Origin of the sequence: Pseudomonas sp. W22_MBD1_FP4 (assembly GCF_052113765.1) — a bacterium.
In the GTDB taxonomy this organism is placed as follows: Bacteria; Pseudomonadota; Gammaproteobacteria; order Pseudomonadales; family Pseudomonadaceae; genus Aquipseudomonas; species Aquipseudomonas sivasensis.
Map to the genome: position 1 here is coordinate 42,877 of NZ_JBGQOI010000027.1, position 21,289 is coordinate 64,165.

At 60.0% G+C, this 21,289-nt stretch carries 22 protein-coding genes; 9 read left to right on the forward strand and 13 right to left on the reverse strand.

The annotated features are described in order from the left end of the window. Nucleotides 1-17 precede the first annotated feature (17 nt). From zur to ACEN2T_RS26315, 4 genes are read left to right on the forward strand one after another with little or no spacing between them, the layout of a single operon-like run. A complete protein-coding gene (gene zur, locus ACEN2T_RS26300) occupies nucleotides 18-500 on the forward strand; it encodes a zinc uptake transcriptional repressor Zur (protein WP_032885055.1) in 483 nt (160 codons plus the stop codon). Beyond that, nucleotides 500-1,285: a zinc ABC transporter ATP-binding protein ZnuC gene (znuC, locus tag ACEN2T_RS26305; protein WP_032885056.1), complete on the forward strand. Its 786-nt coding sequence runs from the start codon at nucleotides 500-502 to the stop codon at nucleotides 1,283-1,285. The genes zur and znuC overlap by 1 nt, the downstream gene beginning before the upstream one ends. After that, entirely contained in the window at nucleotides 1,278-2,066 is a 789-nt protein-coding gene (gene znuB, locus ACEN2T_RS26310; RefSeq protein ID WP_032885058.1) for a zinc ABC transporter permease subunit ZnuB, read from the forward strand. The genes znuC and znuB overlap by 8 nt, the downstream gene beginning before the upstream one ends. Nucleotides 2,067-2,103: 37 nt before the next feature. Beyond that, entirely contained in the window at nucleotides 2,104-2,823 is a 720-nt protein-coding gene (locus ACEN2T_RS26315) for a PA5502 family lipoprotein (RefSeq protein WP_442117797.1), read from the forward strand. A gap of 102 nt (nucleotides 2,824-2,925) precedes the next feature. Here ACEN2T_RS26315 and katE read toward each other — a convergent pair whose 3' ends face one another. Continuing rightward, nucleotides 2,926-5,067: a catalase HPII gene (katE, locus tag ACEN2T_RS26320; protein ID WP_122756174.1), complete on the reverse strand. Its 2,142-nt coding sequence runs from the start codon at nucleotides 5,065-5,067 to the stop codon at nucleotides 2,926-2,928. A 265-nt stretch (nucleotides 5,068-5,332) separates the two neighbouring features. Between katE and ACEN2T_RS26325 the strand changes: the two genes are divergently transcribed. The 3 genes from ACEN2T_RS26325 to ACEN2T_RS26335 are packed head-to-tail and all read left to right on the forward strand — an operon-like array spanning nucleotide 5,333 to nucleotide 7,836. Beyond that, on the forward strand, nucleotides 5,333-6,340 hold the full coding sequence (locus tag ACEN2T_RS26325; protein ID WP_032885062.1) for a methionine ABC transporter ATP-binding protein: 1,008 nt from the start codon (nucleotides 5,333-5,335) through the stop codon (nucleotides 6,338-6,340). Next, nucleotides 6,340-7,014, forward strand: a complete 675-nt coding sequence (locus ACEN2T_RS26330) for a methionine ABC transporter permease (protein WP_032885064.1) — start codon at nucleotides 6,340-6,342, stop codon at nucleotides 7,012-7,014. Before ACEN2T_RS26325 ends, ACEN2T_RS26330 begins: the two co-directional genes overlap by 1 nt. Nucleotides 7,015-7,065: 51 nt before the next feature. Further along, complete coding sequence (locus tag ACEN2T_RS26335; protein WP_032885066.1) at nucleotides 7,066-7,836, forward strand: MetQ/NlpA family ABC transporter substrate-binding protein; 771 nt, start codon at nucleotides 7,066-7,068, stop codon at nucleotides 7,834-7,836. 142 nt (nucleotides 7,837-7,978) lie between these two features. Here ACEN2T_RS26335 and ACEN2T_RS26340 read toward each other — a convergent pair whose 3' ends face one another. Genes ACEN2T_RS26340 through ACEN2T_RS26360 form a run of 5 tightly spaced genes read right to left on the reverse strand, consistent with a single transcriptional unit; the run spans nucleotide 7,979 to nucleotide 11,902 of the window. Then, entirely contained in the window at nucleotides 7,979-8,614 is a 636-nt protein-coding gene (locus ACEN2T_RS26340; protein WP_032885068.1) for an SCO family protein, read from the reverse strand. Next, a complete protein-coding gene (gene cyoE, locus ACEN2T_RS26345; RefSeq protein WP_032885070.1) occupies nucleotides 8,611-9,510 on the reverse strand; it encodes a heme o synthase in 900 nt (299 codons plus the stop codon). Before cyoE ends, ACEN2T_RS26340 begins: the two co-directional genes overlap by 4 nt. After that, nucleotides 9,498-10,577, reverse strand: a complete 1,080-nt coding sequence (locus ACEN2T_RS26350) for a COX15/CtaA family protein (RefSeq protein WP_032885071.1) — start codon at nucleotides 10,575-10,577, stop codon at nucleotides 9,498-9,500. Before ACEN2T_RS26350 ends, cyoE begins: the two co-directional genes overlap by 13 nt. A 10-nt stretch (nucleotides 10,578-10,587) precedes the next feature. Then, on the reverse strand, nucleotides 10,588-11,172 hold the full coding sequence (locus ACEN2T_RS26355; RefSeq protein WP_099601830.1) for a hypothetical protein: 585 nt from the start codon (nucleotides 11,170-11,172) through the stop codon (nucleotides 10,588-10,590). Then, nucleotides 11,138-11,902 (reverse strand): SURF1 family protein, encoded by a 765-nt coding sequence (locus ACEN2T_RS26360; RefSeq protein ID WP_442117798.1) that lies wholly within the window; start codon nucleotides 11,900-11,902, stop codon nucleotides 11,138-11,140. The genes ACEN2T_RS26355 and ACEN2T_RS26360 overlap by 35 nt, the downstream gene beginning before the upstream one ends. 47 nt (nucleotides 11,903-11,949) lie before the next feature. Here ACEN2T_RS26360 and ACEN2T_RS26365 point away from each other — a divergent pair, with 47 nt between their 5' ends. After that, nucleotides 11,950-12,153 carry a twin transmembrane helix small protein gene (locus ACEN2T_RS26365; protein WP_032885073.1) on the forward strand — a complete coding sequence of 68 codons (204 nt, stop codon included), beginning with the start codon at nucleotides 11,950-11,952 and terminating at the stop codon, nucleotides 12,151-12,153. A 6-nt stretch (nucleotides 12,154-12,159) separates the two neighbouring features. On the opposite strand, the gene ACEN2T_RS26370 is transcribed toward ACEN2T_RS26365, so the two are convergent. The 4 genes from ACEN2T_RS26370 to coxB form a co-directional block, all read right to left on the reverse strand. Beyond that, on the reverse strand, nucleotides 12,160-13,047 hold the full coding sequence (locus ACEN2T_RS26370) for a cytochrome c oxidase subunit 3 (protein WP_095185294.1): 888 nt from the start codon (nucleotides 13,045-13,047) through the stop codon (nucleotides 12,160-12,162). Nucleotides 13,048-13,082: 35 nt separating this feature from the next. After that, nucleotides 13,083-13,634 carry a cytochrome c oxidase assembly protein gene (locus tag ACEN2T_RS26375; protein WP_032885075.1) on the reverse strand — a complete coding sequence of 184 codons (552 nt, stop codon included), beginning with the start codon at nucleotides 13,632-13,634 and terminating at the stop codon, nucleotides 13,083-13,085. Between the two features lie 75 nt (nucleotides 13,635-13,709). Continuing rightward, the gene (gene ctaD, locus ACEN2T_RS26380; RefSeq protein ID WP_032885076.1) at nucleotides 13,710-15,299 is read right to left on the reverse strand and encodes a cytochrome c oxidase subunit I; all 1,590 of its coding nucleotides are present in this window, start codon (nucleotides 15,297-15,299) and stop codon (nucleotides 13,710-13,712) included. Between the two features lie 58 nt (nucleotides 15,300-15,357). Further along, a complete protein-coding gene (coxB, locus tag ACEN2T_RS26385; protein WP_032885077.1) occupies nucleotides 15,358-16,485 on the reverse strand; it encodes a cytochrome c oxidase subunit II in 1,128 nt (375 codons plus the stop codon). Between the two features lie 368 nt (nucleotides 16,486-16,853). Between coxB and ACEN2T_RS26390 the strand changes: the two genes are divergently transcribed. Then, the gene (locus ACEN2T_RS26390) at nucleotides 16,854-17,501 is read left to right on the forward strand and encodes a hypothetical protein (protein ID WP_095185293.1); all 648 of its coding nucleotides are present in this window, start codon (nucleotides 16,854-16,856) and stop codon (nucleotides 17,499-17,501) included. A 130-nt stretch (nucleotides 17,502-17,631) separates the two neighbouring features. Here ACEN2T_RS26390 and ACEN2T_RS26395 read toward each other — a convergent pair whose 3' ends face one another. The 3 genes from ACEN2T_RS26395 to ACEN2T_RS26405 form a co-directional block, all read right to left on the reverse strand. Then, the gene (locus ACEN2T_RS26395; protein WP_442117799.1) at nucleotides 17,632-19,179 is read right to left on the reverse strand and encodes a SulP family inorganic anion transporter; all 1,548 of its coding nucleotides are present in this window, start codon (nucleotides 19,177-19,179) and stop codon (nucleotides 17,632-17,634) included. Between the two features lie 85 nt (nucleotides 19,180-19,264). After that, on the reverse strand, nucleotides 19,265-19,996 hold the full coding sequence (locus tag ACEN2T_RS26400) for a carbonic anhydrase (protein ID WP_032885083.1): 732 nt from the start codon (nucleotides 19,994-19,996) through the stop codon (nucleotides 19,265-19,267). A 228-nt stretch (nucleotides 19,997-20,224) separates the two neighbouring features. Continuing rightward, nucleotides 20,225-21,283 (reverse strand): PA0069 family radical SAM protein, encoded by a 1,059-nt coding sequence (locus ACEN2T_RS26405; RefSeq protein WP_442117800.1) that lies wholly within the window; start codon nucleotides 21,281-21,283, stop codon nucleotides 20,225-20,227. Nucleotides 21,284-21,289: the final 6 nt, after the last annotated feature.

The window sequence follows — 21,289 nt, forward strand, 5'->3', positions numbered from 1 at the left end:
AATATCTGTCGCCGCTCATGCCTAAAACACCGCTTGCCAGCCGTCCCCACGACCACTCTCACTGCGTGCACACCGCGCTGTCGGAAGCCGACACCCTGTGTGCGCAGAAAGGCCTGCGCCTGACCGCCTTGCGTCGCCGGGTGCTGGAGCTCGTGTGGCAGAGCCACAAGCCGCTGGGCGCCTATGACATTCTGGGCGTGCTCAGCGAGCAGGACGGCCGCCGCGCCGCGCCTCCAACCGTGTACCGCGCGCTGGACTTCCTGTTGGAAAACGGCCTGGTACACCGCATCGCATCGCTCAACGCCTTTGTCGGCTGCAACCACCCAGAGCACGCGCACCAGGGCCAGTTCCTCATCTGTCGCGAGTGCCACGCCGCCATCGAACTTGAACAAAAAAGCATCAGTGACGCCATTATCACAAGCTCCGCCGACGTTGGCTTCAGGGTCGAAGGGCAAACGGTCGAAGTGGTCGGCCTGTGCGCGGGCTGCCAGGGGGCTTGATGAGCAACGCGTTAATCCGACTGGAGCAGGTTGGGGTCACGTTCGCCGGGCAAAGCGTGCTGGATAACATCGCACTGAGCGTAGAGCCGGGGCAGATCGTTACCCTGATCGGCCCAAATGGCGCCGGCAAGACCACCCTGGTGCGTGCCGTGCTTGGCCTGCTCAAGCCCGACAGCGGCAGCGTATGGCGCAAGCCCAAGCTGCGCGTCGGTTACATGCCGCAGAAGCTGCACGTTGACCCGACCTTGCCCCTCTCTGTACTTCGCTTCCTGCGCCTGGTGCCTGGCGTAGACCGTGTCCGCGCACAGGCTGCACTTAAGGAAGTCGGCGCCGAACAAGTGATCGACAGCCCGGTGCAGAGCATCTCCGGCGGCGAAATGCAGCGCGTACTGCTGGCCCGCGCCCTGCTGCGCGAGCCCGAGTTGCTGGTGCTAGATGAGCCCGTGCAGGGCGTCGATGTCGCCGGCCAGGCCGAGTTGTACAGCCTGATCACACGCCTGCGCGACCGCCACGGCTGCGGCGTGCTGATGGTCTCCCACGACCTGCACCTGGTCATGAGCACCACTGACCAAGTGGTGTGCCTCAACCGCCACGTGTGCTGCTCCGGCCACCCGGAACAGGTCAGCGGCGACCCGGCGTTTGTCGAGTTGTTCGGCAAAAATGCCCAGAGCCTGGCGATCTACCACCACCATCACGACCACGCCCATGACCTGCATGGCGCTGTGGTTGACGACCCGGCCACACCTCATACCCACGTTCATGGAGATAGCTGCAAGCATGGCTGATTTTCTGCTTTACGCCCTGCTGGCAGGCTTGGCTTTGGCGCTAGTGGCTGGCCCGCTGGGCTCATTCGTGGTCTGGCGTCGCATGGCGTACTTTGGCGACACCTTGTCCCACGCCGCGCTGCTGGGCGTGGCGATGGGTTTCCTGCTGGATGTAAGCCCGACCATCGCCGTGACCGTGGGCTGCCTGCTGCTGGCGGTGCTGCTGGTAACCCTGCAACAGCGCCAGCCGCTGGCCTCGGACACCCTGCTGGGCATTCTGGCGCCGAGCACGTTGTCACTAGGCCTGGTCGTACTGAGCTTTATGCATGAAGTCCGCATCGACCTGATGGCCTATCTGTTCGGCGATCTGTTGGCGATCAGCCCAACGGACCTGGCCTGGATCCTCGGCGGCAGTGCTGCTGTTCTGGTGCTTCTGGTAGTCCTGTGGCGCCCACTGCTGGCAATCACGGTGCATGAAGAACTGGCCAGGGTCGAAGGCTTGCCCGTATCGGCTTTGCGCATGGCCCTAATGTTGTTGATCGCCGTGGTGATCGCTGTCGCGATGAAGATTGTAGGCGTATTGTTGATCACGTCGCTGCTGATCATCCCCGCCGCCGCCGCCCAACGCCACGCCCGCTCACCCGAGCAGATGGCCATCGGTGCAAGCCTTCTGGGGATGCTGGCAGTGTGCGGAGGCCTGGCGCTGTCCTGGTTCAAGGACACGCCAGCAGGACCATCGATTGTGGTCGCGGCCGCCGCCCTGTTTCTGCTGAGTTTTGTCCTGCCCCGTCGAGGGGTGTAGACTTGCTCGCTTTTTGCGCAAATAGAGAGTCGCAGGAATGAAGCCGTTCACCTCCCGTTATCTGCTCCTTGCCGCATTTTCCCTGCTGCTGGGCGCCTGCCAAAGCACACCGCCCGCCGCCCCCGAGGCTCCGGACCCACGTGCTGCGGCCATCGCGCAGCTGGAGCAAAACCTCGCCAGCAGCGAGCTCGCCACTGCCGAAGACCAGTTGGCAGCGTTGCAGGCCCAGTCGCCTAACGACCCGACACTAGAGCCTTATCAGCGCCAATTGGCCGAAGCCTACCTGCAGCGCAGCCAGATCGTGCTGCAAAAAGGTGACGTCAACGCCGCCGCCACCGCCCTGAGCCGCGCCCGCGCGCTGATGCCCAAGGCGCCAGCCCTTACCGGCGGCGTCAACAGCGCTATTACCCACGCCCGCAAGGTCGAACTGGATAAAGCCGAAGAGGCGCTCAAGGCCGCCGAGGCCAAGCCCGCCGCCAAGGTCATCGACCCGGCGGCGCCCAGCACCACGGTGGCCTTGAACCTCACCAATATCGAAGAATTGCGCCATCAACTGGATGCGATTGCCACCGACGTGGTGAATTACCAGTGCGACGTGAGCATTCAGGCGCCACGCACCGAGGATTACCCGTGGTTGGCTACGCTGCTGACCAAACGGGTGAAACGCATTGATTCGGCGTATGAGCTGAAGATTCACAGGCAGATTCTGAAACACATCCCGGCGCAGGTTGTGTTGATTCCGCGCAAGGCGCGATAAACGCATCGGGAGCAAGCCCCCTCCCACATTTTGAGTGTATTCACAGTTCAAAATGTGGGAGGGGGCTTGCTCCCGATAGCGGTCTAACAGACACCCAAATAGTTAAGCCGGAATTGCTTTGGCCTTAGGCTCACGATCCCATACCCGATGCTGCCCAATCGCGGCAAAGAACGCTTTGAACGCCTTCGCATCCGACCCCACGATCAGCCCCGCATCCACCTCAAGCTTCAACAGATCCAACAGCGACTTGGCATCAGTGGCGACGGTAATAGCCTTCAAGTGCTTGTAAGCCTCCAGCACGTAGTGCAACGCCACACCATCCGCGCTCAACGCCTTCACTGACTCTTTACCGCCAGGCACAAAGACCGCATCAAACGCAATGGACGGCAATCCTTCCATCGTCGCGTCCACCGGCAGGCTCTTGCCATCCGCCGTGGTGACCGGTGCCGAGGTTGGACCCAGCAATTTGGCGTGCGCACCCTCGGCTTCCAAGGCCTTCTTCAATGCCGCAATCGCCACGCCGTCCACGCCATTCGCCGCCAAGATCGCCACCTTGCGCGTCTTGATATCCGCAGGCAGCAAGTTCGCCTGGCTCAAAGCAGGCGAGCGTGCCAACGCGGTCTCGCGCTCTTCCACTGTGCCTTTTTTCGGTACCGGCAGGCCGAGGTTCTGCGCCACGCGCTTGGCCAGTTCCAGGTCAATGTTGGCCAGGATCTCGTTGACCTGCCGCGCACGAATAAACTCACGCTCGACCTTGCCCAGCTCAAAGCTGTACGCCGCGATAATGTGCTCTTGCTCATGCTTGCTCATGCTGCGGAAAAACAGGCGCGCCTGAGAGAAGTGGTCGCCGAACGATTCACTGCGCTCACGCACTTTATTGGCATCAACACGCTCGTAGTACGACTCGAAACCACCGTCCTGCGCCGCAGGTGGCGTTTCTTTCGGCCAACCGCCATCGATCGAATTGGGCTCGTAGGCAGCACGCCCCTTGTCAATCACCGTGCGGTGCATAGCATCGCGCTGGCCGTTATGAAATGGCGCTACCGGCCGATTGATCGGCAACTCATGAAAGTTCGGGCCGCCCAGGCGACTGATCTGCGTGTCGGTGTAGGAAAACAGGCGCCCCTGCAGCAGTGGGTCATTGGAGAAGTCGATGCCCGGAACGATATGCCCAGGGCAGAACGCCACCTGCTCAACTTCAGCAAAGAAGTTATCCGGATTGCGGTTCAGCACCATTTTGCCCAGCGGCGTAATCGGCACCAATTCCTCCGGAATCAGCTTCGTCGGGTCGAGAATATCGAAGTCGAAGGCGTGTTCCTTGTCTTCAGGGATTACCTGTACGCCCAGTTCCCACTCAGGGTAATCACCGGTTTCAATGGACTCCCACAGGTCGCGACGGTGGTAGTCGGTGTCTTTACCTGCGAGCTTTTGTGCTTCGTCCCACACCAACGAACACGTACCGGCGGTAGGGCGCCAGTGAAACTTAACGAAATTGGAGACGCCTTCGGCATTGATAAAGCGGAACGTATGTACGCCAAAACCCTGCATGCTCCGTAGGCTTTTAGGAATAGCCCGGTCGGACATGGCCCAGATCACCATGTGTGCCGACTCCGGTTGCAGAGAGACGAAATCCCAGAAGGTGTCGTGCGCCGAGCCGCCGGTAGGAATCTCGTTGTGCGGCTCAGGTTTTACCGCGTGCACAAAGTCCGGAAATTTGATCGCGTCCTGAATGAAGAACACTGGCATGTTGTTGCCCACCAGGTCGAAGTTGCCTTCATCAGTGAAGAACTTCACGGCAAAGCCCCGCACGTCACGCACCGTATCGCCGGAACCACGCGGGCCTTGCACGGTGGAAAAACGCACGAACACCGGGGTTTTGTGCCCAGGGTCGCGTAGGAAGCCGGCCTTGGTCAGCGCCGAATGGTTCTCATAGGATTGGAAATAACCATGGGCGCCCGTACCCCGGGCATGCACGATGCGCTCGGGGATGCGTTCATGGTCAAAATGCGTGATCTTTTCACGCATGATGAAATCTTCCAGCAGCGAAGGCCCTCGCGCGCCGACCTTCAAGCTGTTCTGGTTGTCGGAAATCTTCACACCTTGGTTGGTGCGCAAGGCTTGGCCAGTGGCGTCTGAGCGAAACTGTTCCAGGCTGTGTAATTTGGCGTTGGTGTTACCACGATCCAGGGTATCGGTGCCCGCAAGGTCACTCTTCGGCGGTGTGGCTGGCTTCTTGGTACTCATCAGTCAAAACTCCTTATTCAAAGTGGCCAGAGCGGTGCCCGGCTCGTTTGAGCAAAACCCCAGGCACGGCACCTGGGAAATCGAGTTGCTTAAGTAGTGACTGATGGGGTTTTGGGCCGTTCCTTTTTTATGACCTTTGATCGCGTTATTGCCAAATCGCAGGTTGAATGCGAAATAAATGCTAAGAAACACTAGATGGACAGGCTAAAATGCGCGCCCGGCTAACCGCTGATCCCTTTTCAATGCGCCCCACAAGGTTCGCTACGTGATCGAGTTTCAAAACGTCCATAAAACTTACCGCGTTGCCGGTAAGGATATCCCCGCACTGCACCCCACCAGTCTGCGCGTCGAAAACGGCCAAGTGTTTGGCCTGATTGGCCATTCGGGTGCGGGTAAAAGCACCTTGCTGCGCCTGATCAACCGCCTGGAAGAGCCCAGTGGCGGCCAGATCACAGTCGACGGCGAAGAAGTCACCGCCCTGGACGCCAACGGCCTGCGCCGCTTCCGTCAGCAGGTCGGGATGATCTTCCAGCACTTCAACCTGCTGGCGTCCAAGACCGTCGCCGATAACGTGGCACTGCCACTGACCCTGGCCGGCGAACTGTCGCGTAAAGACATCGACCTGCGCGTGGCTGAACTGCTCGCCCGCGTCGGCTTGTCGGACCACGCCAAAAAGTACCCCGCGCAATTGTCCGGCGGCCAGAAACAGCGCGTCGGCATCGCCCGCGCCCTGGCGACCAAGCCAAAGATCTTGCTGTGCGACGAAGCCACCAGCGCCCTCGACCCACAGACCACCGCGTCGGTCCTGCAACTGTTGGCTGAGATCAACCGCGAGCTGAAGCTGACCATCGTGCTGATCACCCATGAAATGGACGTGATCCGCCGCGTATGCGACCAGGTGGCCGTGATGGACGCCGGCGTGATCGTCGAGCAAGGTTCGGTAGCCGACGTTTTCCTGCATCCCAAGCACCCGACCACCAAACGTTTTGTACAAGAAGCCGAACAGGTCGACGAAGGCGAGCAGCGTGATGACTTCGCCCACGTACCGGGCCGCATCGTACGTCTGACGTTCCAGGGCGACGCAACCTACGCGCCGCTGCTGGGTACCGTCGCCCGCGAAACGGGTGTGGACTACAGCATCCTCGCCGGCCGTATCGACCGCATCAAAGACATCCCTTATGGGCAACTGACCCTCGCGGTCACCGGCGGTGACATGGAAGCGGCCTTTGCCCGCTTCACCGCCGCAGACGTCCACATGGAGGTGCTGCGCTAATGGAAATCTTCCTGAGTTTCTTCGCCAATATCGACTGGTCCGAAATCTGGCTCGCCACCGGCGACACCATGATTATGCTGTTCGGTTCGCTGTTTTTTACCGTGCTACTGGGCCTGCCGTTGGGCGTGCTGCTGTTCCTGACCAGCCCGCGCCAGCTGTTCGAGCAAAAAGGCCTGTACGCGCTGCTGTCGCTGATCGTGAATATCCTGCGCTCGCTGCCGTTCATCATCCTGCTGATTGTGATGATCCCGTTCACCGTACTGATCACCGGCACCTCGCTGGGCGTGGCCGGTGCGATTCCGCCGCTGGTGGTGGGCGCCACGCCATTCTTCGCGCGTCTGGTGGAAACCGCCTTGCGTGAAGTGGACCGCGGCATTATCGAAGCCACCCAGTCCATGGGCGCAACCACTCGCCAGATCATCACCAATGCACTGTTGCCCGAAGCACGCCCCGGCATCTTCGCGGCAATTACGGTGACGGCGATTACGCTGGTGTCCTACACGGCCATGGCCGGTGTGGTCGGCGCTGGCGGCCTGGGCGACCTGGCGATCCGTTTCGGTTACCAGCGTTTCCAGACCGATGTGATGGTGGTCACCGTGGTGATGCTGTTGATCCTGGTGCAAATTCTGCAAACCGTCGGCGACAGGCTGGTGGTGCACTTTTCTCGAAAATAACGGCCATTGCCGGCCAAAAGCCGGCACATGCCCGAACAAGGAGCTTGTTGGATGAAAAAACTACTGGTTGCTTTCGCCGCCGTTGCCGCGTTTTCCGCCCATGCCGAGACCCTGACGGTCGCTGCTTCGCCGGTACCCCACGCGGAAATCCTGGAATTCGTGAAACCTGCCCTCGCCAAAGAAGGCGTGGACCTGCAGGTCAAAGTCTTCACCGACTACGTACAGCCCAACGTACAGGTAGCGGAAAAACGCCTGGACGCTAATTTCTTCCAGCACCAGCCGTACCTGGATGAATTCAACAAAGCCAAGGGCACTCACCTGGTGAGCGTCGGCGCGGTGCATTTGGAGCCTCTGGGCGCCTACTCCAGCAAGTACAAAAAGCTGGACGAGCTGCCAAGCGGTGCCAACGTCGTGATCCCTAACGACGCCACCAACGGCGGCCGCGCGCTGTTGCTGCTGGATAAAGCCGGCGTGATCAAATTGAAGGACTCGACCAACATCCTGTCGACCATCAAAGACATCACCGAAAACCCGAAAAACCTGAAGTTCCGCGAACTGGAAGCCGCCACCCTGCCGCGCGTGCTGACCCAGGTCGACCTGGCGCTGATTAACACCAACTACGCCTTGGAAGCCAAGCTGGACCCGTCCAAGGATGCATTGGTGATCGAAGGCAGCGACTCGCCTTACGTGAACATCCTGGTCACCCGCGAAGACAACAAGGATTCGGACGCAGTGAAGAAGCTGGTAGCTGCCCTGCACACGCCTGAAGTGAAGCAATTCATCGAAGAGAAGTACAAAGGCGCGATCAAGCCGGCGTTCTGATCTACCCGATCTCCAATACACCAGAGATCAAACAATGTGGGAGGGGGCTTGCCCCCGATAGCAGTGGGTCAGTCACCAGATGCAGTGACTGGCACTCAGCAATCGGGAGCAAGCCACCTCCCACATTTGTTTTGGGGTGCATCTAATTGCGCTGCAACAACCCCGGCAACTGCGCCACCAATTTCTGGTTGTTCAAAGGCGAACGAATAAACCCACGCTGCGTGCCATCCGGGCCGATGAGCGCCAGGTTACCGCTGTGATCGACGGTGTAGTTCGGCTTGCTGGTATCTGCCGGAATAAACGGGATGCTCACCGCATTCGACACCTTCTGCACATCCTCCACATTCGCGCCGGTCAGGCCCACAAATTGCGGATCGAAGTAGCCCAAGTACTGCTTGAGCTGAGTCGGGGTATCGCGATGCGGGTCGACGCTGACCAGGATCACTTGCAACTTATCCACAGCCTCTTTCGGCAGTTCGCTTTTGATCTGGCGCAATTGGGCGAGGGTGGTCGGGCAGATATCCGGGCAGAACGTGTAGCCGAAGAACAACAGGCTCCACTTCCCCTTCAACTCATTGAACGCCACCGGCTGGCCGTCCTGATTTGTCATGGTCACAGGCGGTAGCTGACGGCTTTGCGGCAGCAGGATGATGCCGGCGTCGATCAGCGCGGTGGGGTCACCCTGGCCTTTTCCGCTAAGCACTTTGTTGACGGTCAGGCCCATGATCAACGCGACGATGGCCACCAGGATGAAGACGGTTTTTTGAGTTCGAGTCATAGGTTCAACAGTAGGTAGTGGTCTACGAGCAGGGCGATAAACAGCAGGAACAAGTACCAGATAGAGTACTTGAAGGTGTTGATCGCCGCGTGCGGCCGACCGCCACGGTACAACACCCAGGCCCATTGCAGAAAGCGTGCGCCCAATACCAGCGCGCACGCCAGGTACAGTGGGCCGCTCATATGGATCACATAGGGCATCAAGCTCACCGCCAGTAGGGCAAAGGTGTAGAGCAGGATATGCACCTTGGTGTAGTGCTCGCCGTGGGTCACTGGCAGCATGGGGATGTCGGCCTTGGCGTATTCCTCTTTGCGGTGGATGGCCAGGGCCCAAAAGTGCGGCGGGGTCCAAGCGAAGATGATCAGCACCAGCAGCAGCGGTTCAGCGCTGATGTGACCGGTGACGGCGACCCAACCCAACAGCGGCGGTGCAGCGCCAGCCAACCCGCCGATGACAATATTCTGCGGCGTCGCGCGCTTTAGGAATCCGGTGTAGATCACGGCGTAGCCGAGCAGCGAGGCCAAGGTCAGCCACGCCGCCAGGGCATTGGTGAACGCCAGCAACAGGCCCAGCCCTGCAACAGCCAAAAACAATGCAAAGGCCAGCGCCGCAACCGGCGACACGCGACCCTCCGCCAGGGGCCGCTTGTGAGTGCGTGCCATCACCGCATCGATCCGCCGATCCACAACATGGTTGACGGCCGCCGCGCCGCCCGCGCACAGGGCAATGCCCAAGTTGCCAAAAATCAGCACCGTCCACGGTACGCCCGCGCGGGTGGCGAGGAACATTCCCACCAGGGACGTGATGAGCATCAGCACCACTACTTTCGGCTTGGTCAGCTCTAGATAGTCACGCCAGATCGCCTGATCGTGACGCGCGCCGATCAAGGTCGCCATGGCATCTCTCCTTTAAGGGTGATGAGGCCTGATACGTGTTTGCGCGGGATGAAGCGCCAGCCGAACGGCAACTGATTGCGCACCCGAACCAGGCTGGTGCGGGCGTGGTAATTGACCAGCACCAGGGTCAGCAGCAACCCGGCACCGCCCGCGTTATGCCCGACCGCTACCGCCAGCGGCAGGCCGAACATCACATTGCTCAACCCCAGGCAGATTTGCACGCCGAGGGCGATCAGCAACAAGCCCGACAGACGCGTCATGCCCACCGCGCGCAGCTGCCAGGCCAGGCCGAGCAGGACCAGGGTCACGAGTACTGCGCCGATACGATGGGTCAGGTGAATGGCCGTGCGCGCCTCGCTGTCGAGCTGGCCGCCCAAATAATTTGGGCCGATGTGTTGGGTCAGGTGAAAGCCATTGGCAAAGTCTGCCGCCGGCCACCACTGTCCATGGCAGGTGGGCAAGTCGACACAGGCTACGGCCGCGTAATTGGAGCTGACCCAACCACCGAGCGCAATCTGCCCGATCACCAGCACCAAACCAGCCGTCGCCCAATATTGCAGGCGCTTGGGCACGATTAGCGCGGGCAGTACACCGGACAGGCGCAAGGTCAGCAAAAACAGCAGACTCAAGGTGGCAAAGCCGCCAAGCAGATGCCCTGTCACCACCTGCGGCCACAGCTTCAAGGTCACCGTCCACATCCCAAACGCCGCCTGGGCAAACACCACCGCCAGCAGAAACAACGGCAACTTGACCGGCTGGCCTGGGTCACGCCGATGACTCCAAGAGCGCGCCGCCAACAACGCAATCAAAAGACCCAGAGTGCCAGCGAAGTAGCGATGGGTCATTTCGGCCCAGCCTTTGTCGGCCTCCACTGGCGTGTCAGGAAAATGCAATTCGGCATGGGCCAACTGGGCTTCACTTTGCGGCACGCTGATAAAACCATAACAACCCGGCCAGTCCGGGCAACCGAGGCCGGCGTGAGTCAGGCGGGTATAGGCGCCGAGCAGCACGACGATCAGCGCCAGCAAGGTGGCAAACAACGCGAGGCGAAATCCAGGTTTGGCCATGACGATGCCCTTATCCGATGTTCGACAATTTCAGCAGGTGGCGCAGGTCGTTGAGCAGGTCCTTGCCCTTGACCTTGGCGTCGTAGCGCAGCACCAGGTTGCCGTGGGGATCGACGATCCACAGCTGCGCATCGCCCGGCGCGGCAGCGTTTTTGTTAAACGTCGAAAGGTCCAGTTGATAGCGCTGCAATTGCGGGTATTCGGCTTTCAGCTTGGCTTCGTAATCGGCACCGACCGGTTGCGCACCGGCCAACGCGTGACTGGCGCGCGAGGCATCGCGCCCCAGGCCGATCTGCAATTGCCGCGCGAGGTACACCAACTGCTGGCAATCGGCGGCGCAGGCGGCGGGCGCAGTCACCAGCAGTTGCCAGCGCAGTTCATCCGCCTGCACGCCGATATCGGCGCGGGTCTGGCCATTGCCGATCATCTCGCCGTGATAACTGCGGCTGTCCGGCACCCAGAACTGCAGCTTGTACATAAACGTGGCCAGCACCATCGGGCCGATCACCATCAGCAGGATCAGCAGCAGTTGCCAACGGCCTTTGCGCCGATCGGGCAGGTCAGACATGTTGAGTGGATTCGTGGCCGCTCCCATGGGGCTTCTCCTTCTTGTTATGCGATCCGAGATAGAGGTAAAGAACCAGCAGCGCCAGCGCCATGGCGAACCACTGCACGGCATAGGCCAGGTGTTTCTCCGGGCCCATGGCGACCACCGGCCAAGTCGTTTCGTAGGTACCGGGGCCGGCTTCAGCGCGCAGTTCGTAGGCAAAGCCACTGCGGCCCAACTCCGTCCAAAGCACTGCGGGATGCAGCGCCGTGAGTAATCGCGGCCATTGCGTGGCTGCGGGGTCGGCATGCAGTTGGAAGGTTTCGCCAGGGGCGACGTACACCCACGCATCAATATTCAACGGCTGCTCTGGTGTGGTGAAGGCGGGCGGTGTGCGGCGGTCCGGCCAGGGCAGCCAGCCGCGATTGAGCAGTAGCCACAGGCCGCTGGCCTGATCGTGGAAGGGTTGCAGCAACTCGACACCGGCCTTGCCATTGCGCATGCGATTGTCGAGCAAGACGCTATGGTCGGCGTCGAATTGACCGCGCAGATGCACACGGCGAAACGCCGGGTCTGCCGTGTCATTGAGTTGTTCACTGCTCATCGGCTCAGCCGCGCGGCGCTCGGCATAGCTGTCGAGCAACAGCTGCTTTTCATGCCCGCGCGACAGCTGCCAGCAACCCAATCCCACCATCAACGGCAGCAGCACCAACACCACCAATGTCGGCGCAATACCGGGGCGAAACTGTTTTATGGCGCTGGCTATACTTGTTTTCATTGCCCGCCGCTCTTCATCAATGCCCATCAAAATCCAGGAGCCAGACCATGCTCAAAGCAGCCATTGCCCTGATGCTGATCGCGACTGTTGTGAGCCTGTTCAGTGGCCTGTTCTTTCTGGTCAAGGATGAGGGCAACTCCAACCGCCTCGTCACTGCCTTGACCGTGCGTGTCGTACTGGCCGTGATCACCCTCATGCTGATTACCTGGGGATTTTTCAGCGGCCAGCTGGTTTCTCACGCGCCGTGGTAAGACGCCTCACAGTACGTAGACGAAGAAAAAAAGCCCGATCCACACCACATCCACAAAGTGCCAATACCAACTGGCTGCCTCGAAACCAAACTGGTGCTCGGCGTTGAAGTGGCCACGCAGGATGCGCATCAGCATCACAAACAAAATGATCGTGCCGATGGTCACGTGGGCACCGTGGAATCCGGTGAGCATAAAGAACGTCGCGCCATACACACCGGAGCCCAGCGTCAGGCCCAGCTCTTTATAGGCGTGGATGTATTCCTCGGCCTGGAACCCGAGAAACGCCAGGCCCAGCAGCACGGTAAGCGCCAACCAGATTTTCAGCGCGCCGCGATGGCCTTTGCGCAAGGCATGGTGGGCGATGGTGATGGTCACGCTGGAGCTCACCAGCAGGATGGTGTTGACCAGCGGCAAGCCCCACGGGCTGATGGTGCCCTCGGGGGCGGGATAGAGTTTCGGGTCAGGGTTGTTGAGCAATGGCCAGGCAAATTCGAAATTCGGCCACAGCATGTGCGCGACGCCCTTTGAGCCTTCACCGGCCAGCCAGGGCGCGGACATGTGCCGCACATAAAACAGCGCACCGAAGAAGGCGATGAAGAACATCACTTCGGAAAAGATGAACCAGCTCATCCCCCAGCGAAACGAGCGGTCCATCTGCGGACTGTACAAACCCGCGCGGCTTTCTTTGATCACCGCACCGAACCAGCCGAACAACATATAGGCCAGCAGCAGCCCACCAACGAAAAAGATCCACGGGCCGTGGGATTCCGGGCGAGCGGCCTTGAGATCGTTGAACCACACGCCCAGGCCATACACGGTGATCAGCAGGCCAAACGTGGCAATTATCGGCCACTTGCTTTGTGCCGGTACGTAGTACGTATCATGATTCGACATGTATTCACTCTCCCGATTGAGGGGGCAAACAGTAGCTAGCCGCCGGTATGCAAAGCCACGGGCGGTTGGCGCGCAGTGATATCAAATAGCGTGTACGCCAGGGTCAAATGCTTCACATCCTTGGGCATGTCGCGATCGACGATGAAACGCACGGGCATCTCGATACGCTGGCCTGGCTGCAGCACTTGCTGGGTGAAGCAAAAACACTCGGTCTTGTGGAAGTACATCGCCGCTTCGGCCGGGGAAATACTTGGCACGGCCTGGGCGGTCATCGGCTTGTCAGTGGGGTTGTGGGCCACGAACAGCATCTCGGTCACAGCGCCTGGGTTGACCACCACCTCGTCCGCCTTGGCGTAGAAGTCCCAGACCATGTCGATGGCGTTTGTAGACAGGAACTGCACCCGCACCTGGCGCGTCGGGTCGACGATCTGCTCGCCTTCATACTGCCCGGCAGTCTTGCCGTTGATGCCAAACGCCTTGCACATCACGTCGTAGATCGGCACCAGGGCGAAACCAAAGGCGAACATCGCCACGACCATGACCAGCAGGCGAGTGACCAACCGTTTGAGGGGCAGGGATTCAGCCATGACACACCCCTGAAGCGAATGCGATCAATGCGTGAGGGTGCTTGCCGCCCTCACCGTTGCTGTGTGGCAACCGGTTCATTTGACCTCCGGCGGCGTGGTGAACGTGTGGTATGGCGCAGGCGAAGGAATGCTCCACTCCAGGCCTTCAGCGCCATCCCACGGCTTGGCCGGCGCCGGCGGGCCACCTCGAATGCACTTGATCACGATGAACAAAAAGAAGATCTGCGTGGCGCCAAACATAAACGCGCCAATCGACGAGACCATGTTGAAGTCGGCGAACTGCAGGTTGTAGTCCGGCACCCGACGCGGCATACCGGCCAGCCCCACAAAGTGCATCGGGAAGAACGCCATGTTCATGCCCACGAAAGACAGCCAGAAGTGCAGCTTGCCCAGGGTTTCGTCGTACATGTGGCCGGTCCATTTCGGCAACCAGTAGTAGGCCGACGCGAAGATCCCAAAGATCGCGCCGGGCACCAGTACGTAATGGAAGTGCGCCACCACAAAGTAGGTGTCGTGGTACTGGAAGTCAGCCGGAGCAATCGCCAGCATCAACCCGGAGAAGCCGCCGATGGTGAACAGGATCACGAAGGCCACCGCAAACAACATCGGCGTCTCGAACGTCAGCGAGCCTTGCCACATGGTGCTGACCCAGTTGAACACCTTTACCCCGGTCGGCACGGCGATCAGCAACGTGGCGTACATGAAGAACAATTCGCCCACCAGCGGGATACCGACCACGAACATGTGGTGCGCCCACACGATAAACGACAGGAACGCGATGCTTGCCGTGGCGTAAACCATTGAGGTGTAGCCGAACAGCGGCTTGCGCGAGAAGGTCGGAATGATCGAACTGACGGCGCCGAAGGCCGGCAGGATCATGATGTACACCTCCGGATGACCAAAGAACCAGAACACGTGCTGGAACAGCACCGGATCACCACCGCCAGCCGCACTAAAGAAGCTCGTGCCGAAGTGAATGTCCATCAGCATCATGGTCACGCAACCAGCCAGCACCGGCATCACCGCAATCAGCAGGAAAGCGGTAATCAGCCAGGTCCACACGAACAGCGGCATCTTCATCAACGTCATACCCGGCGCGCGCAGGTTGAGGATGGTAGCGACCACGTTGATCGCGCCCATAATCGAACTGATGCCCATCAGGTGGATGGCGAAAATGAAGAATGTCACGCTTTCCGGCGCGTAGGTGGTGGAGAGCGGGGCGTAGAAGGTCCACCCGAAGTTCGGTCCGCCGCCGGGGGTGAACAGTGTCGAGACCAGCAACAGGAAAGCCGCTGGCAACAGCCAGAAGCTGAAGTTGTTCATGCGCGGCAAGGCCATGTCGGGCGCGCCGATCATCAGCGGGATCATCCAGTTGGCCAGGCCGACAAATGCCGGCATCACCGCGCCGAACACCATGATCAGGCCGTGCATAGTGGTCATCTGGTTGAAAAATGCCGGTTCGACAATCTGCAACCCGGGCTGGAACAGTTCGGCACGGATCACCATGGCGAACGAACCGCCCAGCAGGAACATCGTGAAGGCGAACCACAGGTACATCGTGCCGATGTCTTTGTGGTTGGTGGTCAGCACCCAACGCATCAACCCCTTGGCGGGGCCGTGGGCATGGTCACTGGTGTGTCCATGGTCATCGATCACAGCGCTCATGGCCGTTCTCCTGCAAACGAATGGGCGGGGCGGGGCGGCGCAAATGTAATGAGGGCTGTCATTTGCTTTCCGCCTGTTTGATGGCCAGCACGTCTTTTGGCGTGACCATGTCGCCTTTGTTGTTGCCCCAGGCGTTGCGCTCGTAGGTCACCACCGCGGCGATATCCACTTCCGAGAGCTGCTTGCCGAATGCGGCCATCGCAGTGCCCGGCTTGCCGTGATAGACGATGCTCAGGTGGTCGGCGGCCGGTCCGGTAGCGATTTTCGAGCCCTTGAGCGCCGGGAACATCGGCGGCAGGCCCTGGCCCTCGGCCTGGTGACAGGCCACGCAGGTGGTGTGATAAACCTTGTCACCACGGGCCACCAACTCTTCAAGGGTCCACTCTTTGGAGGTCAGTTCCTTGAGCTTGGCGGCCTCGGCCTTGCGTTCACCCAGCCAGGTTTCGTAGTCAGCCTTGGATTTGACCTCGACGACGATGGGCATGAAACCGTGGTCTTTACCGCACAATTCGGCGCACTGCCCACGGTAGATGCCGGGCTTCTCGACCCGAGTCCAGGCCTCGTTGACGAAGCCGGGAATAGCGTCGCGCTTGACCGCAAAAGCCGGCACCCACCAAGAGTGGATCACGTCAGCGGCGGTAACCAGAAAGCGCACTTTGGCGCCCACCGGCAGCACCAACGGCTGGTCGACTTCCAGCAGATAGTGCTCGCCCTTTGTGGCCTGGTTATGGATCTGCTCGGCGGGTGTGGCCAGGTTGCTGAAGAACTCCACATCCTGGCCCAGGTATTTGTAATGCCACTTCCACTGGTAGCCAGTGACCTGGATATCGATATCCGACTCACTGCTGTCGTAGATGTTGATCAAGGTCTTGGTTGCGGGAATAGCCATCGCGATCAGGATCAGCAAGGGCACGACGGTCCAGAGGATTTCCACGGTGGTGCTCTCGTGGAACTTGGCTGCGACCTGGCCGGTGGAGCGCCGGTGGACCATCATCGACCAAAACATGGCGCCAAACACGATGATGCCGATCACCACACAGATCCAGAAAATGGTCATGTGCAGATCGAACACAGCGTGACTGACTTCTGTTGCACCTGGCGCCATATTCGTTGTCCAGGCGGCGTGCGCCTGGCCGAATACTGACCACAACAGGAGGCCCATCCAAACGTGTGGATGTCGCATCATTGCGGGTTCCCCTTATCGTTCTTGTTATCCCGCCGGTTTGCACCTGCGTCGAAGGGAGCGGCTTCCATACTGCTTACAACCGCTTAGCCTTGCCTGCTTATGCAGTCTGGCGTCATCAGCTAATCGCGTACAAATCCGAGTATAGACAGGGTATGCAACCCCGCAATGTGTAGGGACAAATGAGGCAAAATGGCACGGCCGGAGCCAATGAAACCGGGAGCGGAATCGATTTTCCGACGAACGATGGCAATTCAATATAACGCCTGCGCATAACCATGAAATAATTATGACAAATGCGTCTTAGGCGCTCGTATAAACGAGCTAACTTAACCTCTCTCTTTTCCTACGCCTGCATCACTGGAGCCTTCATGAACACCGCCGCATTGCGCGAGCAGATTTCCCGTGCCCATCAACACGAAGCCACTACGGGCCAGCTTGCCCAGCAACTGGAAAAACAATTGCCGCACCTGCATTCGGCCATTGCTCTGGCTGAAGGTGATCGCAACGTTGTCATGGCGCGTTTTGTCACCGCCTACATCGACTTGGTCCCGGATTTGCTCGACGCGGCCAATGAAGTTGCCCGCGAGGCCGGTATCGAAAGCCAGATCAAGCCGGTGCTGAAGATTGCCGAGCATTTCTTCCTGCAACCGCCAGCTATTCTGGCAGGCCACGAAGGCCTGGACGGGCTGCTGGACGAGGCCTACCTGGCTCATCGTCTGGTGGAGGAAGTAAACGATCTGTATATCAAGCACTTCGGTCGGCCGTTGATTCCGGCGGATACCACCGTGGCTAACTTGATTGCCCATCAGTTGATCGGCGAAGCGTTTGCCAACCAACTGGATGAAGCCGTCCACCTGGCGGTGGATGAGATGCTCAACGAAGACAGCTTTGCGCTGGAGTCGGTCGAGGCGTACCGCGAGCAGTTGAAAAGCCCTGACACAGACGCCGCGTGGAAGCGCTGGCCGTGCCTGTCTCGGCAACTGGGGGTTGAATTGGCGCTGGATCAACCCGCCTGAATCCTGAGGTAGACGCAGAAAAAATGTGGGAGGGGGCTTGCTCCCGATAGCGGTGGCTCAGTCACATATGCTTAGACTGACACTCTGCTATCGGGAACAAGCCCCCTCCCCACATTTTGATCCGGCTTCATCAGCCGATTGATGGCGCCGAGCCGATTCCCGTCGTCGTCCTAACCCGGCCTTCGAGCCGGCGCTTCAACCCGCGCGCCTCAATCACCAACTTCGAGCCCTTCGCCGCATTCGCCCGACCCCATTCCTCCAGTAACTCCAGGCAGGAATGGTCGATATAGGTGAGGTTGTTGAGCGGCACATGCACCGTGGTCCCCGCAGGTACCGTCGACAGCACTTGGGTCAGCGCAGGCACTTTAAGAAAGGTCGCCGCTCCGGTCAGCCGTAGCTCCATCTCTCCATCCTGAGGCAGGTCAATCAGGCTGACTTTCAGCCGGGACGCCTTGAGCGCCAGTTTGACCAACGTGAGGCCAAAGCCCACCAGCACACCCGTCAGCAGGTCAGTAAAGATGATCGCCAAGGCCGTGGCCGCATAGGTGAACATCGGCATCCGCCCGTAGCGCCCCAAGGCCTTGAACGCCTTGACGTCTACCAGCTTGATCCCGGTGTACACCAACACACCGGCCAGGCTTGCCACTGGAATGCTTTGCAGCACGCTCGACAACAGCAACACGAAACCCAGCAACCACACGCCATGGAACATGGCAGACAGACGAGTGGTTGCACCCGCCTGGACGTTGGCTGAGCTGCGTACGATCACGCCGGTCATCGGCAAAGCACCGACCAGGCCGCAGAGCATGTTGCCGACACCTTGGGCGGACAGCTCTTTGTCGAAATCGGAACGCTGGCCACTATGCATGCGGTCGACAGCCGCGGCGGAAAGCAGGGTTTCGGCGCTGGCGATAAATGCCACTGCGAAGGCAGCGATCAGCAGTTGAGGATCGGCCAGGTTCAGCAGGTCGCTGGGGCGCAGCCAGTCGATGGCGTCAGCCAGGTTTTCCGGGACTTCCACGCGTTTGACCTTCAACGCCAGCACCAGGCTGGTGACCGTAGCCAGGCCGACGCCAAGCAAAGCGCCCGGCACAAACCGCAGCGGTTGCGGACGGAATTTATCCCACAGGTACATCACCAGCATCGTCGACAGCCCAAGCAAACCCGCTTGCCAGCCAAGACCTCCGCCAAGGGTCGGTATGGCTTCAGCCAGTGCAGCCGGGAAACCCGCCAGGTTGTCCAGCCCCGAAGGCTTGGGCGCACCGTCGAGCATCACATGAATCTGCGACAGCACAATCAACACGCCAATGCCCGCCAGCATGCCGTACACCACTGCGGGCGCTGTCACGCGGAACCAGCAGCCCAGGCGCAAACGTCCGGCCACCAGTTGCAGAAAGCCCGCCAGCAGCAGGATCGGGCCCAGCATCAACATGCCGTGCTGGCGCACCAATTCAAACACCAGCACAGCCAGACCCGCCGCCGGACCGCTGACCTGCAGCGGCGACCCCGCCAGCCACCCCACCACCAGGCCACCGATAATCCCGGTGATCAGGCCCTTGGCCGGCGGCATGCCGGACGCAATCGCGATCCCCATGCACAGCGGCAGGGCGACCAGAAACACAACCACCGAGGCGAGCAGCTCCCGTGGCAATACAGCTTTCAATTGAGCAGCACGCATGATGACTCTCCCGAGGCATTCGCCGGGCGCGGTAAAGCCTGGCTGCATCCATGGCAGCCACCGCATTACCCGGCAGGGAAGTGTTTTAGAAGCGCGCTTTAGGCGTCGCTGAAGGGATCGGCCCGTCACCGCCCAACGGTCGGAACGCCGACTGGTCGGCATCGTAGGCGCGGATTTCGCTGGTCTCGATGTTGTAGATCCAACCGTGGATGAACAGCTGACCATTAGCCATGCGCGAAGCCACGGAAGGGTGGGTGCGCAAATGTTGCAACTGGGCGATGACGTTTTCTTCGGTGAGCACCTTCATGCTCTCGCCTTCGCTGGCGCAATCGCAGTTGTCATGGACCATGGTCTTGGCGACCTCGGCATGCCGCAACCAGGCTTTTACCGTCGGCATTTTTTCCAGGCTGTCGGGGTTGAGTACCGCCCGCATGGCGCCGCAATCGGAGTGTCCGCACACGATGATGTGCTGCACACCGAGGGCAAGTACCGCGTACTCGATGGCCGTGGAAACACCACCGTTCATTTGGCCGTAGGGCGGCACTACGTTGCCTACGTTACGGGTCACGAACAGGTCGCCAGGCGAGCTTTGGGTGATCAGCTCGGGCACGATGCGCGAGTCGGCACAGGTGATGAACATCGCTCGCGGGCTCTGGGCCGTGGCGAGTTTCTTGAAGAGTTCTTCCTGCTGGGGGAAGACGTCGTGATGGAAATGCAAAAAACCGTCAACGATATGCTTTAGCGCTGCATCGGCGGACTCCGCCACTTGAGAGGCTGAAGCCGACGCAGCCAACGGCTGTTTATCCTTATCACTCATGATTCATCCTCTTGATTAGTGCAGGGGGCGTGTTCAGGACAGTTCGACGCCCGGCCAGTGGAATAGTTGTAAAACTCCAATAACCCGGGTGTCGACTCATCAGTCACTCGCTGAGCAAGGTAACCGCCGAAACTTAACTCAAACTGAATGAACCGCTCTAGATCGCGTGTTTCAGTGATGTCAAAACGCGACTATTCCTACAAGAAAGGTGCGTTCTTCCTGATAAGTCTACAACAATGCCATCTGTCTGCCCGGCGGACAGAACGCCGTGCAATCCAGATTGAATCCTTCACGGCGATTGAGCCCCAGGCGTTTGATCGCCTTGCTGAAACGCTGGGCCAACAAATCAGCAAAAGGTCCTTCGCCCCGCATGCGCACACCGAAGCGGCTGTCATACACCTCGCCACCTCGCACCTGCCGCACCAGACTCATTACGTGAGCCGCACGCTGCGGGTAATGCGCCGTCAGCCACTCTTCGAACAACGGCGCCACTTCCAGGGGCAGGCGCAGCATCATGTACGCTGCGCTCTGCGCACCGGCGGCGTGCGCCTCGGTCAGCAGGCTCTCCAACTCACTGTCGTTGATCATCGGAATCATCGGCGAACACAGCACACCCACGGGAATCGCCGCCTCTCGCATCACACGGATCGCTCGCAACCGCGCCTTAGGCGCTGCCGTGCGCGGCTCCAGGATGCGCTTGAGCTCGTCGTCCAGACTGGTGAGGCTGATCATCACCGCCACCAGATGCTGGCGGGCCAACTCGGCGAGCAGGTCGAGGTCACGCAGGATCAGCGAACCTTTGGTAATGATGGTCACCGGATGTCGGTAGCGCAGCAGCACTTCGAGGGTCTGACGCGTGATCTTGTATTCACGCTCGATGGGCTGGTACGGATCGGTGTTGGAACCCAGGTTAATCGGCGCACACACATAGCCCGGCTTGGACAGCTGCTGCTCCAGCACGTCGGCCGCATTGCTCTTGGCGATCAGCTTGGTCTCGAAATCCAGCCCCGGTGACATGTCCCAATAGGCGTGGCTGGGCCGCGCATAGCAGTAGATGCAGCCATGCTCGCAACCGCGATACGGGTTGATCGAGCGATCAAACGGCAGGTCCGGTGAGTTGTTGCGGGTGATGATGGTTTTAGCCGTCTCAATACGCACCTCGGTGCCTTGGGTCGGCGGTACTTCCTGATACCAGCCATCGTCCTCGGCCACGCTGACCGAGGGCGCAAAGCGGTTGTGCAGGTTAGTGGCCGTGCCCCGGCCACGGGGCGGCAACGGAGTAGACATGAATAC

What these genes read in the sequence shown, in the direction of transcription:
- zur (WP_032885055.1), top strand. Translation starts at nt 18, where the DNA reads ATGCCTAAAACACCGCTTGCCAGCCGTCCCCACGACCACTCTCACTGC.
- znuC (WP_032885056.1), top strand. Translation starts at nt 500, where the DNA reads ATGAGCAACGCGTTAATCCGACTGGAGCAGGTTGGGGTCACGTTCGCC.
- znuB (WP_032885058.1), top strand. Translation starts at nt 1,278, where the DNA reads ATGGCTGATTTTCTGCTTTACGCCCTGCTGGCAGGCTTGGCTTTGGCG.
- ACEN2T_RS26315 (WP_442117797.1), top strand. Translation starts at nt 2,104, where the DNA reads ATGAAGCCGTTCACCTCCCGTTATCTGCTCCTTGCCGCATTTTCCCTG.
- katE (WP_122756174.1), bottom strand. Translation starts at nt 5,067, where the DNA reads ATGAGTACCAAGAAGCCAGCCACACCGCCGAAGAGTGACCTTGCGGGC.
- ACEN2T_RS26330 (WP_032885064.1), top strand. Translation starts at nt 6,340, where the DNA reads ATGGAAATCTTCCTGAGTTTCTTCGCCAATATCGACTGGTCCGAAATC.
- ACEN2T_RS26335 (WP_032885066.1), top strand. Translation starts at nt 7,066, where the DNA reads ATGAAAAAACTACTGGTTGCTTTCGCCGCCGTTGCCGCGTTTTCCGCC.
- ACEN2T_RS26340 (WP_032885068.1), bottom strand. Translation starts at nt 8,614, where the DNA reads ATGACTCGAACTCAAAAAACCGTCTTCATCCTGGTGGCCATCGTCGCG.
- cyoE (WP_032885070.1), bottom strand. Translation starts at nt 9,510, where the DNA reads ATGGCGACCTTGATCGGCGCGCGTCACGATCAGGCGATCTGGCGTGAC.
- ACEN2T_RS26350 (WP_032885071.1), bottom strand. Translation starts at nt 10,577, where the DNA reads ATGGCCAAACCTGGATTTCGCCTCGCGTTGTTTGCCACCTTGCTGGCG.
- ACEN2T_RS26355 (WP_099601830.1), bottom strand. Translation starts at nt 11,172, where the DNA reads ATGGGAGCGGCCACGAATCCACTCAACATGTCTGACCTGCCCGATCGG.
- ACEN2T_RS26360 (WP_442117798.1), bottom strand. Translation starts at nt 11,902, where the DNA reads ATGAAAACAAGTATAGCCAGCGCCATAAAACAGTTTCGCCCCGGTATT.
- ACEN2T_RS26365 (WP_032885073.1), top strand. Translation starts at nt 11,950, where the DNA reads ATGCTCAAAGCAGCCATTGCCCTGATGCTGATCGCGACTGTTGTGAGC.
- ACEN2T_RS26370 (WP_095185294.1), bottom strand. Translation starts at nt 13,047, where the DNA reads ATGTCGAATCATGATACGTACTACGTACCGGCACAAAGCAAGTGGCCG.
- ACEN2T_RS26375 (WP_032885075.1), bottom strand. Translation starts at nt 13,634, where the DNA reads ATGGCTGAATCCCTGCCCCTCAAACGGTTGGTCACTCGCCTGCTGGTC.
- ctaD (WP_032885076.1), bottom strand. Translation starts at nt 15,299, where the DNA reads ATGAGCGCTGTGATCGATGACCATGGACACACCAGTGACCATGCCCAC.
- coxB (WP_032885077.1), bottom strand. Translation starts at nt 16,485, where the DNA reads ATGATGCGACATCCACACGTTTGGATGGGCCTCCTGTTGTGGTCAGTA.
- ACEN2T_RS26390 (WP_095185293.1), top strand. Translation starts at nt 16,854, where the DNA reads ATGAACACCGCCGCATTGCGCGAGCAGATTTCCCGTGCCCATCAACAC.
- ACEN2T_RS26395 (WP_442117799.1), bottom strand. Translation starts at nt 19,179, where the DNA reads ATGCGTGCTGCTCAATTGAAAGCTGTATTGCCACGGGAGCTGCTCGCC.
- ACEN2T_RS26400 (WP_032885083.1), bottom strand. Translation starts at nt 19,996, where the DNA reads ATGAGTGATAAGGATAAACAGCCGTTGGCTGCGTCGGCTTCAGCCTCT.
- ACEN2T_RS26405 (WP_442117800.1), bottom strand. Translation starts at nt 21,283, where the DNA reads ATGTCTACTCCGTTGCCGCCCCGTGGCCGGGGCACGGCCACTAACCTG.